This is a genomic window from Sphingomonas canaveralia, assembly GCF_047238125.1.
GTDB lineage: Bacteria > Pseudomonadota > Alphaproteobacteria > Sphingomonadales > Sphingomonadaceae > JBDFMH01.
This window is the reverse complement of sequence record NZ_JBDFMH010000001.1, coordinates 1,634,879-1,648,690: the sequence shown is the minus strand read 5'-3', so window position 1 is coordinate 1,648,690 and position 13,812 is coordinate 1,634,879. Positions and strand designations below refer to the sequence as shown.

The 13,812-nt window shown below is 64.2% G+C and carries 24 protein-coding genes, 1 tRNA gene and 1 pseudogene; 8 read left to right on the top strand and 18 right to left on the bottom strand.

From position 1 onward, the window contains the following. Positions 1-5 precede the first annotated feature (5 nt). Both ABC347_RS08030 and ABC347_RS08025 read right to left on the bottom strand, forming a co-directional pair. On the bottom strand, positions 6-608 hold the full coding sequence (locus ABC347_RS08030) for a flavodoxin family protein (protein WP_413245212.1): 603 nt from the start codon (positions 606-608) through the stop codon (positions 6-8). A gap of 54 nt (positions 609-662) precedes the next feature. Next, positions 663-1,142: an Lrp/AsnC family transcriptional regulator gene (locus ABC347_RS08025; RefSeq protein ID WP_413245211.1), complete on the bottom strand. Its 480-nt coding sequence runs from the start codon at positions 1,140-1,142 to the stop codon at positions 663-665. Positions 1,143-1,326: 184 nt separating this feature from the next. Here ABC347_RS08025 and ABC347_RS08020 point away from each other — a divergent pair, with 184 nt between their 5' ends. From ABC347_RS08020 to ABC347_RS08010, 3 genes are all read left to right on the top strand, one after another. Next, the gene (locus ABC347_RS08020) at positions 1,327-2,982 is read left to right on the top strand and encodes a histidine kinase dimerization/phospho-acceptor domain-containing protein (protein WP_413245210.1); all 1,656 of its coding nucleotides are present in this window, start codon (positions 1,327-1,329) and stop codon (positions 2,980-2,982) included. A gap of 110 nt (positions 2,983-3,092) precedes the next feature. Next, positions 3,093-3,983 carry a polysaccharide deacetylase family protein gene (locus ABC347_RS08015; protein ID WP_413245209.1) on the top strand — a complete coding sequence of 297 codons (891 nt, stop codon included), beginning with the start codon at positions 3,093-3,095 and terminating at the stop codon, positions 3,981-3,983. Positions 3,984-4,029: 46 nt separating this feature from the next. Continuing rightward, positions 4,030-4,101, top strand: a tRNA-Ile gene (locus ABC347_RS08010). Positions 4,102-4,289: 188 nt separating this feature from the next. Here ABC347_RS08010 and ABC347_RS08005 read toward each other — a convergent pair. The 16 genes and pseudogenes from ABC347_RS08005 to ABC347_RS07930 form a co-directional block, all read right to left on the bottom strand. Then, positions 4,290-4,616, bottom strand: a pseudogene (locus ABC347_RS08005) (tyrosine-type recombinase/integrase); the annotation flags it as partial. 593 nt (positions 4,617-5,209) lie between these two features. After that, positions 5,210-5,389, bottom strand: coding sequence for a hypothetical protein (locus tag ABC347_RS08000; protein WP_413245208.1), 180 nt, complete (start codon positions 5,387-5,389; stop codon positions 5,210-5,212). Further along, on the bottom strand, positions 5,382-6,038 hold the full coding sequence (locus tag ABC347_RS07995) for a hypothetical protein (protein WP_413245207.1): 657 nt from the start codon (positions 6,036-6,038) through the stop codon (positions 5,382-5,384). The genes ABC347_RS08000 and ABC347_RS07995 overlap by 8 nt, the downstream gene beginning before the upstream one ends. After that, positions 6,031-6,348 carry a hypothetical protein gene (locus ABC347_RS07990; protein ID WP_413245206.1) on the bottom strand — a complete coding sequence of 106 codons (318 nt, stop codon included), beginning with the start codon at positions 6,346-6,348 and terminating at the stop codon, positions 6,031-6,033. Before ABC347_RS07990 ends, ABC347_RS07995 begins: the two co-directional genes overlap by 8 nt. Further along, complete coding sequence (locus tag ABC347_RS07985; RefSeq protein ID WP_413245205.1) at positions 6,345-6,578, bottom strand: hypothetical protein; 234 nt, start codon at positions 6,576-6,578, stop codon at positions 6,345-6,347. Before ABC347_RS07985 ends, ABC347_RS07990 begins: the two co-directional genes overlap by 4 nt. A gap of 77 nt (positions 6,579-6,655) precedes the next feature. Beyond that, positions 6,656-6,835, bottom strand: coding sequence for a hypothetical protein (locus ABC347_RS07980; protein ID WP_413245204.1), 180 nt, complete (start codon positions 6,833-6,835; stop codon positions 6,656-6,658). After that, positions 6,832-7,518, bottom strand: a complete 687-nt coding sequence (locus ABC347_RS07975) for a hypothetical protein (RefSeq protein ID WP_413245203.1) — start codon at positions 7,516-7,518, stop codon at positions 6,832-6,834. Before ABC347_RS07975 ends, ABC347_RS07980 begins: the two co-directional genes overlap by 4 nt. Continuing rightward, positions 7,515-8,195 carry a lambda exonuclease family protein gene (locus tag ABC347_RS07970; RefSeq protein ID WP_413245202.1) on the bottom strand — a complete coding sequence of 227 codons (681 nt, stop codon included), beginning with the start codon at positions 8,193-8,195 and terminating at the stop codon, positions 7,515-7,517. Before ABC347_RS07970 ends, ABC347_RS07975 begins: the two co-directional genes overlap by 4 nt. A gap of 2 nt (positions 8,196-8,197) precedes the next feature. After that, positions 8,198-8,356: a hypothetical protein gene (locus ABC347_RS07965; protein ID WP_413245201.1), complete on the bottom strand. Its 159-nt coding sequence runs from the start codon at positions 8,354-8,356 to the stop codon at positions 8,198-8,200. Beyond that, positions 8,353-8,592 carry a hypothetical protein gene (locus tag ABC347_RS07960; protein WP_413245200.1) on the bottom strand — a complete coding sequence of 80 codons (240 nt, stop codon included), beginning with the start codon at positions 8,590-8,592 and terminating at the stop codon, positions 8,353-8,355. The genes ABC347_RS07965 and ABC347_RS07960 overlap by 4 nt, the downstream gene beginning before the upstream one ends. Continuing rightward, positions 8,589-9,011 (bottom strand): hypothetical protein, encoded by a 423-nt coding sequence (locus ABC347_RS07955; protein ID WP_413245199.1) that lies wholly within the window; start codon positions 9,009-9,011, stop codon positions 8,589-8,591. Before ABC347_RS07955 ends, ABC347_RS07960 begins: the two co-directional genes overlap by 4 nt. A 222-nt stretch (positions 9,012-9,233) precedes the next feature. Beyond that, entirely contained in the window at positions 9,234-9,572 is a 339-nt protein-coding gene (locus tag ABC347_RS07950; RefSeq protein WP_413245198.1) for a hypothetical protein, read from the bottom strand. Positions 9,573-9,647: 75 nt separating this feature from the next. After that, a complete protein-coding gene (locus ABC347_RS07945; protein WP_413245197.1) occupies positions 9,648-10,043 on the bottom strand; it encodes a hypothetical protein in 396 nt (131 codons plus the stop codon). Then, on the bottom strand, positions 10,040-10,270 hold the full coding sequence (locus tag ABC347_RS07940) for a hypothetical protein (RefSeq protein ID WP_413245196.1): 231 nt from the start codon (positions 10,268-10,270) through the stop codon (positions 10,040-10,042). Before ABC347_RS07940 ends, ABC347_RS07945 begins: the two co-directional genes overlap by 4 nt. Beyond that, entirely contained in the window at positions 10,270-10,494 is a 225-nt protein-coding gene (locus tag ABC347_RS07935) for a hypothetical protein (protein ID WP_413245195.1), read from the bottom strand. Before ABC347_RS07935 ends, ABC347_RS07940 begins: the two co-directional genes overlap by 1 nt. Before the next feature lie 91 nt (positions 10,495-10,585). After that, positions 10,586-11,293, bottom strand: coding sequence for a helix-turn-helix domain-containing protein (locus ABC347_RS07930; protein ID WP_413245194.1), 708 nt, complete (start codon positions 11,291-11,293; stop codon positions 10,586-10,588). Positions 11,294-11,312: 19 nt separating this feature from the next. On the opposite strand from ABC347_RS07930, the gene ABC347_RS07925 reads away from it, so the two are divergent. The 5 genes from ABC347_RS07925 to ABC347_RS07905 all read left to right on the top strand — a co-directional run bounded on the left by ABC347_RS07925 (position 11,313) and on the right by ABC347_RS07905 (position 13,582). Further along, positions 11,313-11,546 (top strand): helix-turn-helix domain-containing protein, encoded by a 234-nt coding sequence (locus ABC347_RS07925; protein WP_413245193.1) that lies wholly within the window; start codon positions 11,313-11,315, stop codon positions 11,544-11,546. Further along, positions 11,543-12,211, top strand: a complete 669-nt coding sequence (locus ABC347_RS07920) for a GIY-YIG nuclease family protein (RefSeq protein WP_413245192.1) — start codon at positions 11,543-11,545, stop codon at positions 12,209-12,211. Before ABC347_RS07925 ends, ABC347_RS07920 begins: the two co-directional genes overlap by 4 nt. A gap of 122 nt (positions 12,212-12,333) precedes the next feature. After that, entirely contained in the window at positions 12,334-12,921 is a 588-nt protein-coding gene (locus ABC347_RS07915; RefSeq protein WP_413245191.1) for a class I SAM-dependent methyltransferase, read from the top strand. Further along, entirely contained in the window at positions 12,921-13,103 is a 183-nt protein-coding gene (locus ABC347_RS07910; protein WP_413245190.1) for a hypothetical protein, read from the top strand. The genes ABC347_RS07915 and ABC347_RS07910 overlap by 1 nt, the downstream gene beginning before the upstream one ends. Further along, entirely contained in the window at positions 13,100-13,582 is a 483-nt protein-coding gene (locus ABC347_RS07905; RefSeq protein ID WP_413245189.1) for a hypothetical protein, read from the top strand. The genes ABC347_RS07910 and ABC347_RS07905 overlap by 4 nt, the downstream gene beginning before the upstream one ends. Positions 13,583-13,812 lie beyond the last annotated feature (230 nt).

The following is a 13,812-nucleotide window of genomic DNA, read 5'->3' as shown; positions in this document are numbered from 1 at the left end:
CGGGATCAGCCTGGATAGGGTTCGTCCTTGAGCAGGCGCGCCAGATGGGCCGCATTTCCCGCCACCATCTTGGCGGTTTCGCTGACCTTCTTCGGCGTAGCGTCAAGATCCTTGAAGTCGACCGAGCCCATCGCTTCGCCCACCCAGTAACAGGCGGCGACCGCCGGTATCGTCCAGCCGGTATCGTTCAGGCTCTGGAACAGCTGCGCGGACGACCAGTGCGCGCCGTCCTCATTACCCACGATCGCGGCCACCGCCACCTTGCCGTAGCTGGGCATGCGGCCGCGATCGTCGGTCTCGCTGAGGAACGCGTCCATCCGTTCCAGCACGCGCTTGGCGACGCTGCCGATCTGACCCATCCAGATCGGGCCGCCGAACACCAATATGTCCGCTGCCAGGATTTTCTCGCGGATCGCAGGCCATTCATCGCCATCGCCTTCGTCCGACTTCACGCCCGGCAGCACATTATGTTCGGCGATGCGGATCGTGTCGGCCACCGTAACATCCAGGCTCTTGAACTGATCGGCGAGCACCGTGATCATCGCATCGGTCGAACTCTCGCCGGAAGCTTTCAGCGTACAATTGATCGGCTGGACAGTCAGCGTCATGGGGCGTCTCCTGGTCAAATCCAGAGACGCCTGTCCGGCGACGAGGTTCCCCCGCTAATCCGTGTCGACGGGGATGCCGGACGCATCCTTGGAGGTGCGGATGGTGAGCGATGTCTTCACGCTCGCGACATTCGGAGCGGTGGTCAGTTGCGAGGTGAGGAAGGACTGGAAGCCTTGCAGATCGTGCGCCACAATCTTCAGAATGAAATCGATCTCACCATTCAGCATATGGCATTCGCGCACTTCGGGCAGCACGGCGACATGCGCCTCGAACGCGCGCAGATCCTCTTCCGCCTGGCTGCGCAGGCTGACTAGCGCGAACACCATGATGCCATAGCCGAGTGCCGCCGCCCCCAGCTTGGCATGATAGCTTTCGATCACGCCGGCCTGTTCCAGCGCACGCACGCGCCGCAAGCAAGGCGGCGCAGTGAGCCCGGCGCGCTTCGCAAGGTCCACATTGGTGATGCGGCCATCTTCCTGCAGCGAGCGCAATATGATGCGATCGATCGAATCGAGCGGATATTGTGCGGCCACGCCACATCCCTTCAGCCGTGTATCAGCTTGTTAGAATATTATTGCGGGTCTTGGCAATTGTCCCACATTGCAACGCCCCAAATTGGATGCTTCCCCAAGGGCAGCTCGCGCGTTAACGAACTGATACGTGATCGCAACGGAACCGTAATCAAGCGGGTCGCCGAGAACCGGGAGATCATCCACAGTGCGTTTCGACGACATGCTCGCGACCCTGCTCGCGCAGCGACTGGATTCTGCCGCCGCCAAGCGCGCGGCGTGGGTCCAGATCGTCGATGTCCTCGCGCAGGGTCGCGGCGGGGCGGCGACCGATGACGCCTATGATCGGCTGCGCGCGTTGCGCGACGAGGTACCCCTGAGCGTGCGCGCCGCGGTCGCCGCCGGGCTCGCCGGGCGGCAGATACCGGAAGCGCTGGTACGGCTGTTCGCCGAGGAACCCCCCGCGATCGCTGCGCCGCTGCTGGCCGGGGTGACCCTGCCGGCCGCGGCCTGGATGGCGCTGCTGCCAGCGCTTGGGCCGACAACGCGCGGCGTGGTCCGCAACCGGCGCGATCTGCCGCTGGCCGTGGTGCAGGCGCTAGGCGCGTTCGGCGCCATCGATCTCGTGATGTCGGGCCCGGTCGCCGAGCTGCTGGAGCCTGAGGCGCCGCGCATCGAGGATGATCGTACGCCGACACCGGGCGGCGATGCCCAGATCCGCGATCTGGTGGCGCGGATCGACGCGTTTCGCCGTCGCAAGCCGTTTCCCGGCGCACCGCTTGCTGGCGAGCCGGCGATCGATCGCGAGACGCGGGCCGAGAGCTTTCGCTTCGAAACCGGCGCCGATGGCGTGCTGCGTTGGGTGGAGGGCGCGCCGCGCGAGGCGCTGGTCGGCGAAACGCTCGCGATTGCCGCAACGAGTTCCGGGCAGGGCGTGGACGGGCAGGTGGCAGGCGCGTTCCGGCACCGCGCGCCGTTCCGCGATGCGCGACTGTCGGTAGCGGGAGACGGGCCGACCGCGGGCGAATGGCGGATCTCGGCGGTGCCGTTCTTCGATCCCGCCGGTGGGCGCTTCACGGGCTATCGCGGCACCGCACGCCGTCCGCGCGCGGATGAAAGCGCGGCGCCCGTCAATTCCCAGGCGACGATGCCCGGCGTCGGCTTTGCCCCCGATTCGTTGCGCCAGCTGGTCCATGAACTGCGCACCCCGATCAACGCGATCGTAGGCTTTGCCGAGATGATCGATCGTCAAGTGCTCGGCCCGGCCGCAGCGCTCTATCGAGATCGTGCGCGTGAGATCGCCAGCGAGGGTCGCAGGCTGCTCGATGCGGTCGACGACCTCGATGCCGCGGCGCGGGTCGATACGCGGCGGTGGGACGTTGCGGCCGGCAGCACCGATCCTGCCCGCATTCTAGCCCGCCTGCACGATGCGCACGAGACGCTGGCCGCCGGGCGCGGCGTGCGGCTGACGCTGCGGATCGCGACCGATGCGGCGCCGGTCGGCGCGGATCCGGTCGCAGTGGAGCGGATGCTGGGCCGGTTGCTCGCCTCCGCGATCGCCGTCGCCGGTGCCGGCGAGACGGTTACCGCGACGCTGACGCGTGATGGCGGGGACATGATCTTTGCGGTCGACCGGCCGGCCGCGCTGGCGGGGCGCGACGATCATGCGCTGCTCGATCCCGGCTATTCGCCGGATGGCGACTGGCCGGATGCGCCGCTGCTGGGGCTGGGCTTCGCGCTGCGGCTGGTGCGCAATATCGCCGATGCCGCGCATGGCACACTGGCGATCGAGCCGGACCAGTTCGTCCTGCGGCTGCCGATGCAATCCGCGCCGGTGCGCGGCGAGGAAGAGCGGCAGGGGTAAGGCCGATCGCGCGTTCGCCGGATCGGCCGCCGCGGGCGATCCGCCTCGATCGGCCACCGCCCCGTGAGGCGATCGCCAGGCTGGACCGCGGGTTCGGCCGGCGCTTCTGCGTGCTGGCCGATGCCGAGGAGGAGTTTGACTGGGAACGGCCGCTCGATCGATCGCAGACCGCCACGACATCGCTTGTGGCGCTGCCCGCTGCCAATCTGCGCTTCAATGCGATGGGGGTGGTGCCGACCTGGATGATCGACTGGCCGGTGGCGGAAGCGGGCGACGCGATCGTCGATCTGGTGACGGACGATCGCTGCGACGTCGGGGCGCAGTTGCACCCGTGGGTCACGCCGCCGCACGAGGAAGAAGTCAACCGGCACAATAGTTTTGCGGGCAATCTTGCGATCGATTTGGAGCGAGCGAAGATCACTGCGCTGACCGGTCTGCTGGCGCGGCGGTTTGGGCGATCGCCGCTCGCCTTCCGTGCCGGGCGCTATGGTGTGGGGCCGAACACCGGCCGGCTGATCGCGGAGGCGGGGTACGGGATCGATGTCTCGACCCGACCGCTGTTCGACTATTCGGCCGAGGGCGGGCCCGACTTCTCGGACCATCCGGTGCGGCCCTGGTGGGCGGGGCCGCTGCTGGAAGTGCCGTTAAGTGTCGCGATGGTCGGCGCGATGCGGCGGCGGGTGCGGTTCCCGCGGTTGCCCAGCCTGCGCGGCGTGTTGGCGCGCACGCGGCTGGCGCAGCGCGTGCCACTGACGCCGGAGGACGTGCCGCTGGCCGATGCGCTGGATGCGATCGAGGCGCTGATCGACGATGGCGTGCAGCTGTTCAGCCTGTCGTTCCACACGCCATCGCTGGTGCCCGGCCACACCCCCTATGTGCGCGACGCGGGCGAGTTGGCGACCTTCTGGGCCTGGTGGGACGGGGTGTTCGATCGCTTCGCCCGGCACGGCATCGCGGGCGCGCGCCCGCAGGATATCCTTGCTGCCGCGCGCCGCGGCTGACGCTTGCCAGCATCGCCCATCGCCCGCTATCGCCAGCGGTGGCGGGGGGCCTGTAGCTCAATGGTAGAGCCGGCCGCTCATAACGGCTAGGTTGCGGGTTCGAATCCTGCCGGGCCCACCGCTGTCTACTCCTTTTCGCAGATTTCTGCGGGTTTCCGAGCGTGTTTTGGCTACCCCGTTTTGGGGGTTAGCCCAATTCTCAAGTGCCCCCATCGAATCACGGGCGAGCTTCGCCTGCTCGACTCCGCGTGTGTAGAGGGCCACTTCCGCGTCTCCGCTGTGCCCGGTGATGGCCTTGATCGCCTGATTGCTCATCCCGATTTCGGCGAGGCGGCGCGATATGGCCTTGCGCAGCCCGTGAGCCGAACAGTGCTTCAGACCGGCGGCATCGCACTGGCGACGGAAATAGCCGCCGAACCCGTCCACCGTGAACGACTTGCCGAAGCTGGTCCGCAGGAACGTCGGCACGTCGGGCATGGGCTCGATCGCAACGATGGCCTGGCGCAGATCCTCGGCAACTGGCAGCTTGATCGTCTTACTGGTCTTGTCCTGCACATAGGTCAGGAAGCCATCCTCGACATTCGCCATGCCGAGCTTCGTTGCGTCACCTTTGCGGGCGGCGGTCCACAGCATCAATTCGAGTGCGAGCCGGGGCATGGTGCCGACCGGATGCCGCGCCTGATAGGCTGCGATCTCATCCTCGGTCCAGGTGTGGTGCCCCTTCGTCTTGACCTTCACGCGGTCGGTTTTTTCAACCGGGTTGTCGGCGCGCATCTCAATCTTGACCGCATATTCGAACAGCCGGCGAAGCTGCTTGCGTAGGTTGCGCGCCGCGGCCGGATACCGCTTGGCTTTCTCGGTGATGATCGCGTCCAGATGCTGGAACTTGAAGTCGCGAACCATGTCGTTGCCGCACAGCGCGCGGAAGCCTTCGAAGATGCCGCGGTTCTTTTCCTGCGTCGTCGCGCCGCCAGCGTTGAACGTGCCCGATCGGTAATAGCGGGCTATCAGATCGTTGACCGTGCCGGGGCGGATGCGGGACTGCCCGATCGGAACAGCCGGCAGCGGTTCACCCTTCTTGCACGCGTCCAGCTCGGCTGCGAACTCCGCGGTGCCGAACCGATGCTTGAAATAGTAGGCCGGCTGCCCGGTCTTGCGATAGCGCAGCCTCTCGCGCCCGTGGCGATCCTTGAACGACGTGACGTTGGGCGGGTAGAGGCGTTTCCTCACAGAAAGCGATCCAGGCTGTTGCCGCGGCGGGCCGGTGCCGCATCTGCCGCGATGATGACGATGTTGCCGGTGGGATCAATCTCCACACGCCCCACGCGCATACCGGCAGCCTCCACGCCCTTCACGGCGCGGGTCAGATCGGCTTGCTTGAAGCGCGCGAACGATTGTTCACCCATCCGCCTGTCCTTCCCGATCGAGAGGGGCGGGGGGAGCGGGGAGGGGCATCCAGTGGGTGGCTTGAATACCGCACTTGATCATCCCGCCGAGGCGAAAGAAATTTCGATCATGCGTCGGGGTATACGACAGGTAGCACAAGCATCTTTCGTGCGTGACATCGCTAACCTGCGGCCGGCCATATCTGCCAATGTAGGTTGGACTTGAGCCAGCCATACAGAATAGAAAGGCCGTCCCATCCTTCGGCGCAGTCTCGATCGGCTGCCAGCCCTGCACAGCGGGGGCGGGGGGAGCGGCTGCGATCATTGCGGCGTAGGCGGCTTTAGCGGTGCATTTCGAGACAATACAGTCACGGCGGCACTGGATGTCGATACGCGCAGCTTCGATCATCGCCTCTGTCGGCTCCCTCGGCACCAGCACCATGCCTTCGGGCACAGCGGGGGTGGCGCGGGTGTTCCAGGCGGCGAGTAAGCCCGCGTCATCATACGCCTTCACTTCTGGCAGGATGAAGATGCTCTGGCATGAACCCTCGCAATTCATCGCCATCTCAGGATGCGCATCATCGGGATCGTAGCGGTCAGCCCTGACAGGCCCGCCACAGATCATGCAAGGCGCTGCCTCCCGCGTCCGGTCGATCGTGGGGCTAGTCATTGGGGGTGTCCTTGGACGTGGGGACGCATTCCCAAAAATAGCGGACAGGGAACGCTCCATCCTGATCGGCTCGCATGAAGTCGCCGCCATCGTGGCACCGCCGGCCGAAAGCATCGACGCAGATCGCCTTTACCTCCGAGCGGCCATTGTGCGTGCCGGTGAGGCGCTTGGTGGCAAAGTTCACCCAATCGGCATGACTGGCGAACTCGCCCTTCCAGAGCGGCACCAGATCGCACGGTGTCGCCGGTCGCGGCCAGCTAACCCGGTAATCCAGGCTCCCCTCCCCCATCGGGGTTGCAGGGCGCGTCATGCGGGCACCTGTTCGCGCTTGGCCTGCTGGTGAAGACGGCGAGCAATCTCGCGCTTGTGTTCGTGTGGCTTGCCGGTCCAGCGGCTGACCCGCGGATCGAAGCTGCTGCGTCCACGCAAATCGCGCTTGGTGTCATTAGTTGGCCAGCGCGTACCCTCTTCGATCGCGTGACCAATGCCTGCTAGGGAAACACCAAGCCCGCCTGCGGCTATGCTAATCAGCTTCTGCATCTCTCTATCCCTACCAGGGCAGCCCCGTAATTCCCGGAGAGGCTGACCCTAGATTTGTTGCTCCGGGCGCGTGGAGGTTAGCCCGGCCAGTGCAGACCGCGGACGATCCGGCTGATCTGCATGGCCGACACATTGAAGTCGCGGGCAATGCGAGGCTGGCTTTCCCCGGCAGCCCGACGCTTGCGGATCACGACGATATCCGGTTCGCGCAGCTTGGCGTTGTGGTGGGCCTCGCGCTTCAGGTGGTCGAAGCTCATTGATCCGCCTCAACCAGATCGTCGGTGATCATGTCGCCACCGTCGAACCCGTCGCCATGATCCGCGTCCGGCTTGCGTTCGGCCGACAGCGCGATGAACCGGGCGGTATCGGCCTGCTCGACTCGCTTGTGCAGGTCGGGGTGTTCCGCTTCGAGCTTCGCCATAGCGCGCTCGTCCTTCTTTCGGCGCGCGTCCAGTTCCTCGGTCGTCTCGCAGGCTTCGATCCGCGCGATTGCAGCGCAGGCCCAATCAGCAGGCGACTGGCGGGCGGGCGCCGGCTTGTTGGCAGCAGGTGCGGTCAGCGGCTTCACGACATGTGGCGCGCGCTTCCCCTTCGTCGCGGTGAGCGCCATGATCATCTCGCGCTCGATGTCGGTCATGTGGCTGATCCGGATGCCGCCCACTTCCATGCCGCCCCACTTCACCTTGGGGTCACGGTAGAGCGTGAACGATCGACCGACATACTTGCTGGCATCCGCTCCCCACGCGCCGACCAGCACGCGCGACATACTCTTGCACGGCCGAAACACGCGGGGCTCGCCTGCCAGCTTGATCGACACCGGCTGTTCTGTGCCGGCGTTGATCGCGACGCCTTCGATCGTGAAGGTGCGTGGCCCGGCGATGAAATCCTCGGCGGTGACCTGATCGGACTTCGGCACGATCACTGCGCTCATATCGTTCATACGAACATCTCCTGTTCTACCCGCCGTTCGGTCGGGATCAGTTTGGGCATCGCGGCAAGCGCGCCGCGGTAATCATTCTCGGCATCGGCTAGGCGCGCCTCGAACTCGGCGGCGGCTTCGATGATCGCACCTTGCGTGTGTTCGTCCGGCTCGACGCGCATCACGAACATAGGCAGGCCGCCGGAATAGCTGACGAAGTCCAGCCACTCGCGTTCGGAGACCAGCAGCCCGGTCTGGACCTGCATCCAGAAATCGTCCGGCACATCGCCGGCCGCGATTGTCTGGATCTGGAACTTCTGCCGGCGTGACTTGCACTCGATCAGGCCATGATCACCCACCAAGCCGTCGGGCGAATAGCCGAGCGTGAAGCCCCACTTGTCGTTCGTGATGAAGCCCGTCGTCTCGACCGGCGCAAAGTGTTCGCCATAAAGACGGCGCGCTTCCCACTCGTCTTCCTGCCCGCGCAGCATGTCGTCGCTGACATAGTGCGGCTCGACATAGCCGGTGATCCGCTGTGCCAGCAGTTCCCACATGTGCGCCCGCGTCTTGTCGTTGTTCGCGACCTTTAACGTCGGCGTCAGGATCAGCTTCATCTCGCTGGCGGTCAGCAGGCCACAGCGCGCGGCAAGCCATTCGTCCGAGCCCTGGATCAGATCCGCGTGATAGGTGACGCCCATGGTTATCCTCCAATCACAAGAGCGAAGATGCCGATCACCAGGAACAGTGCGGTGATAAGCGGCGTCCCGATCGCTTCGGATCGCGAGACGTTGGCCATCGGCATCCGGGCGATTTCCGCGTCTCGGGTGCGCTGTGCTGTCCAGGGGGTGCGGGCGGTCATGACGGCTGCCTCGCGTCGTTCACGCACTGGTGAAAGAACATCACCGCGCGATCGGCAGCCGCGTAGAAACCTGACACCATGGCAGGCTCAACCCTCGCCATTTGGTCGAAGGCTTGCTTAGGAGTAGCCCCTGCCGGGGGCTTCATTCCAAGACAGGCAATCGCGATTTCGAGTGCCAGCTGATCGCGCGGTATCTCGATGCCGATAACAGTGGTCTTGGCCTTTGCCGCGCTCATGCCACACCTGCTTTCTGGAGGGCGGCGCGGGCTTCGCGGATCATACCGACAGTTATGTTAGGCGCGTGATTGTGCTTCATCGGCCGCACCAGATCGCTGTCGTGTTCATCGTCACCGATATCGACAGCAGCAATTGCGGCGAACGGGGCCAGCGCCTTCGCCAATTCCGGCGCGGCGGCAATCAGGCGGGCGTTGGCTTCAATTACAGGGCGTGCCGCTTCTTTTCTGGCCACAGCCCGCAGCGCGTCGATTGGAGGGCGACGAAGATCGCTATCCATTTTCGAAACTGGCTCGACGACCCGGCAGATCGGCGTGCAAGCTAGAACGTTGGTGTGGTCGTGTGCGAATACGTCGCCCACCACGCCCTCAGGATATGTGAACCCGTGCGGAAACCACGGCCCCGGCGTATGCGTCGCCATCACCTCGTCTCCCTATCTTGAGCAGGCCGCGCGTCGTCGCGGGCCTCGAAATAGCGGGTCATCGGGCCAAGGCTCGGCGGAGGTGCTCGGCTTTAATCCGCCGGGCCCAGTCGCGATCGTAGCGGGCAGTCTCGTATCGATCGCTGTTGGGGCGGCACTCATCCATGGCCATCTGTGCCCATCGCTCGGCGACGCTAAGCGCCTGATGCAACTCGTCTTCCATCACTGCACCTGCAGCTGATCGACGGCATCGCGGAACGATGCGGGCGCGGCGTCATGCTCGCGGATCAGGTCGAGAACCGCTTCCTTGCATTCGGCGGCGGTCTTGAGCTTCTTGGCGGCGAGCTTTGCCTTGTCGAGTTCGGCGCGCAGCTGTGCGATAGCTTCGGCAAGGTCGACGCTCTGTCCGTGACAGAACTTGCCGCGCACCACATCGCCATGAGGCCAGGTGCAACTTGCCGAAATCTGCGAGCCGCTAAGGCGAATAGACAGATCAGGAATATCGCAGCCGAGCATGAAAGCTTTCACGTCGCTGGGCGCAACAATGGTGTCAGTCAGCATTGGGGTTTCTCCTGTTGAATTGAATGGCGGCAGCGATCACCGCGCGCCGGGGTGCGATGGGTAGGGCGGGGAGGGTCATTCCGGCACCTGTGCGGCACGAGCGCGAAGGGCAGCGGCGCAGAGGGCGATTGCCAATCCACTGGCCGGCGTGGCTTTAAGTGCTATCTGCGAAGAGATACCTGTGAAAATCGGAACCTGATCCAGATCAGGCCTGCCAACTCGTGCCAACGGCAGACCGTCTGCGCCAATGTCGGAAAGGTGGAGCAGCACACCGTACTGATCGAGAAGGGCTATAGCGGCATCGATCGAGGCGGTGTAGGCGAAGGGTGCGGGCCTGCAGTTGTCTTGTGGCCCCCAGTCTGCGGCATAGTCAGGCGGCAGTCGCAAGAGGGCCATGATCTCGCGATCAATGTCACGATCCGGGCCCTCCAAACCCTCCACGCGATCGGCGAGGTCCAGCAGCGCGCTCACGCCACCCTCCGCAGCGGGTCGCCGTGGCATTCGGTGAGGGCGGCTAGGCCTGCCGAGGTGGGGTAAGCCTTCGCCAAACCCATGAAGCCAGCAGCGCCATCATAGCGACGCTCGACATATTCAGCCGGAACAAGGTCCAGATCTTCGTATTGCCCAGCGAACAAGCCCGGACAGCCGCATAGATCAGCAAGCGCAGCAGCAGCGCGCTCTTCGGCAAAGCGCACCATCACGCCACCCTCCGCAGCGGATCGCCGTGGCATTCGGTGAGGCCAAGGCTTCCCGAGCGCAGCGAGGCGAACGACGCCTTCCAGATCATGTCGATCATGGCCTGCGTCTCGCGCTGGCAGTCGATCACAGCCTTATGGTCGCGCGGATCGCCGAGGCATTCGCGCTTTAACCGGCGAGCGTCTTCGTAGCTGAAGGTCGGCGGCGGGGAGGGCGAGGTCGCCATCGTCTATCTCCATGCCGGGGGTCACCGGCGATGGAGGTGTGATATGCCGAAACGGTATTAGCGGTCAATACCGCTTTGGCATATTATTTTGCTATTCTGGTCTGACCGACGATACGACGACGGCAGCGATCCGCGTTTCGATGATGCCCGGAGCGCGATCGGATAGTCGGAACGGAACGTGGGCGGGGTTGCTGGACCGGGGCACCAGCCAAAGCTCGCCGTCTTTCTCAACCAGTTCCTTGATGGTGGCTTCATATTCGCCGTCGTCATTCATGCGAACCACGACTACGCGCTTGCCTGGGACGGCCTCAGCACGACCGAAAAGCGACACACATTCAACGATCGTCCCGATCGGATAAACCTGGTCCATGCTGTCCGAGACTACGCGCAGACCGAACCGATGTTGAATATCGGTCGTCACGTCGGAGCGCCCATTAAACGTCTGCCATTCATCTTCGGGCAGCTCAATTGCGGCCCTCCACACCCCTGCGGCAACCTCGCCCTTCACGAAAAGACGTGGACCAATCGGCGCGGCTTCGTCGCCTCCAAGTAGATTGCCCGGCTCGACACCTAACACCGCTGCTAGTTCGATCAGCTGTTTCAAATCCGGTTCGCGCTTGCCCTTTTCCCAACGCTGAACTGTCGGCTGCTCGACGCCCAAGCGTTCGGCCAGCGATGCTTGCGTGAAACCGCGCTTCTTCCGCAATTCGGCTAGGCGATCGAGATACCCCATTGGCATCGGTTGGCCTGAAAGAAAGCGCAGCGGAATATCCGATCCGGTATTGCGTCGATATGCCATATCGGTATATGCACATGGCATGACGAACTACTGCAGCGCCCTAAAGCGGTATGTCGAAGCAGATGGCAACTCCCAAGCGGGCCTTGCCAGCGCGATCGGCACCTCGCAGCCGAACGTCCATCGCTGGGCTAACGGCCGCCTCCCCACACGCGAGATCGCGGAGAAGATTGCAGCCGCGACCGGCGGCGCTGTTCCGATGGAGCTATGGCAATCGGAGATCGTGCGCCGGTTTGGCCTTGGGGTCGCGGCATGAGCAACTTCTACGCACGCGATCGTGACCGCACCCGCTACGTCTATTTCATCAAGCCGGTCGGTATGGACGGCCCGATCAAGATCGGATGCTCCGATCAGCCTGAGAACCGGCTGCGGTCGATCATGAATTGGTCGCCGTTTCCGCTTGAGATCGTCGCGACCACGCCGGGCGGCTTTGATCTGGAGCGCGCCCTCCACGGTCATTTCCAGAACCATTTCCTGCGCAATGAGTGGTTTCGGCCGACGCCCGAACTTCGCGCGCTTATCGTGAAGCTGGCAGCAGGGTGTCCAGTGGAAGAGGCGATCGATCTGTCGGCCGGCGATCGTCTCAATCGTTCGAAAAGCGGCATCACAGCGCGGAAGCAGGGCGTCACCGTCACTGTAATATGGGCGGAAAAGCGCGCGTTCGGAGCCTGCCCTTACGGCGACAATCCCGACCGTCCCGCGCACATCAACCGCATTCTGAAGGAATGGCGAGCATCGTCCGACACGTCGGGCATGACCGATCACGAAGCCGTTTTGCTGGACTATGCGGCCGAACTGAAGCGTCGGCCAGCGCATCCAAACTACGTCGCTGAGCGCGCACGCTATCACAAGCCATACACATACAAGACGCGACCCGCCGCCCGCCGCCCCACCACCCCCGAACAAGGCCAAGCCGCGTGACCCGGCTCGAGCCCGCCACTCCGCAGCCGATGATCTTCATCCCCGTAAAGCCCCGCACCACCGAATGGGACGTGGCCAACATGAAGGTCGTGCCCGTCTCGGTTCGTGGGGGAGGGCGGTAGATGCGCGTCCTGATCGCCTGCGAATACAGCGCGACCGTGCGCGATGCCTTCCGTGCCCAGGGGTTCGATGCGTGGTCGTGCGACCTTCTGCCGACCGAGGGCGATCCCCGCTGGCACATCCAGGACGATGTTTCCGCGATCCTGCGCGATGGATGGGATCTGCTGATTGGCCATCCGCCCTGCACCGATCTGGCTGTCAGCGGCGCCCGGCATTTCCCGGCCAAGCGCGCGGACGGTCGGCAACAGCGCTCTCTCGAGTTCGTGCGGCTGCTCATGGAAGCACCTGTCCCGCATATCGCGGTCGAGAACCCGATCAGCATCATCAGCAGCGCGATCCGCAAGCCCGACCAGATCATCCAGCCATGGCAGTTCGGGCATGGCGAGACGAAGGCGACCTGCCTCTGGCTGAAGGGCCTCCCCAAGCTGCTGCCCACCAACATCGTCGAGGGTCGTGAGGCACGCATTCACAAGATGCCCCCGGGCCCCAATCGCTGGAAGGAGCGCAGCCGCACCTTCGCCGGCATTGCAGATGCGATGGCGGATCAGTGGGGCGCTCATATCCGCCGCTCCGACAGGGAGGCCGCATAATGGCCTGGGCGCTCGGCATCACATTCTTCGTCATCGCGATCTTCGCCTTCGCGCTGTGCCTCGCTGCACGCCGGGCTGACGACCGCATCGCCCAGTTCCTCGCAGACGACAACACCCGCCAGCAGCTCGGCAATCAGGTCGGCGATGTGGCGAGCTTCGAACATGAAGGAGTGGATAAGTGAGTACGGCACCGCAATTCCACGGCAAGCGGGTCCTAATTCCCGCGTCTTTGATCCTTGAGGCTGCCGGTGAAAGTCTGAGCGCCATCCGCAAGGAAGACTCGCTCACTTTCTCCGACCTCGGCCGCGCTCTCGGCAAGAGCGAGGATCGCGCCCGCGCCTATACACTGGCTGAAGCCGACATGGGGCTGGTGTCGTTCATCTCGGCGCTGAACACCTGGAACGGCCGGTTCGCGAACAAGGTGCTGGCCCTCGCCAATTGCAAAGCGGTTCGCATCCAGACATCCGAAGAGGCCTCTAAGGGCATCTCGACCAAGCTGGCCGAAGTCAGCCTGAAAGTCGCCATCGCGCTCGAAAACGACGGCCTGATCGACGACGACGAGCTCGCAGACATGGCACCCGAGATTGAGCGCTTGGGCGATGCGATCGATGCTTTGCGCGCTCGGCTGCATTCTCCGCGGTCGCTGAGTGTGGTCGCATGATGGGCCGCCCCGTATCGGCTTGGCCGGCTGATCTGCTCGAGGCCGTTATCGCCATGCGTGTCGATGGGCTGACCTGGAGCAAGATCGCTCATCGCATCGGTCGCGACGCAAACACCACGAAAGCCCGTGTCAGGATGATCATGCGGGAGCGCGGGCTATGACCGCTGCTCGCAGCGAGATCGAGCATCTGTGCCGGACGCTAACGTCTGACAGGTCGGTCGCGAACTATC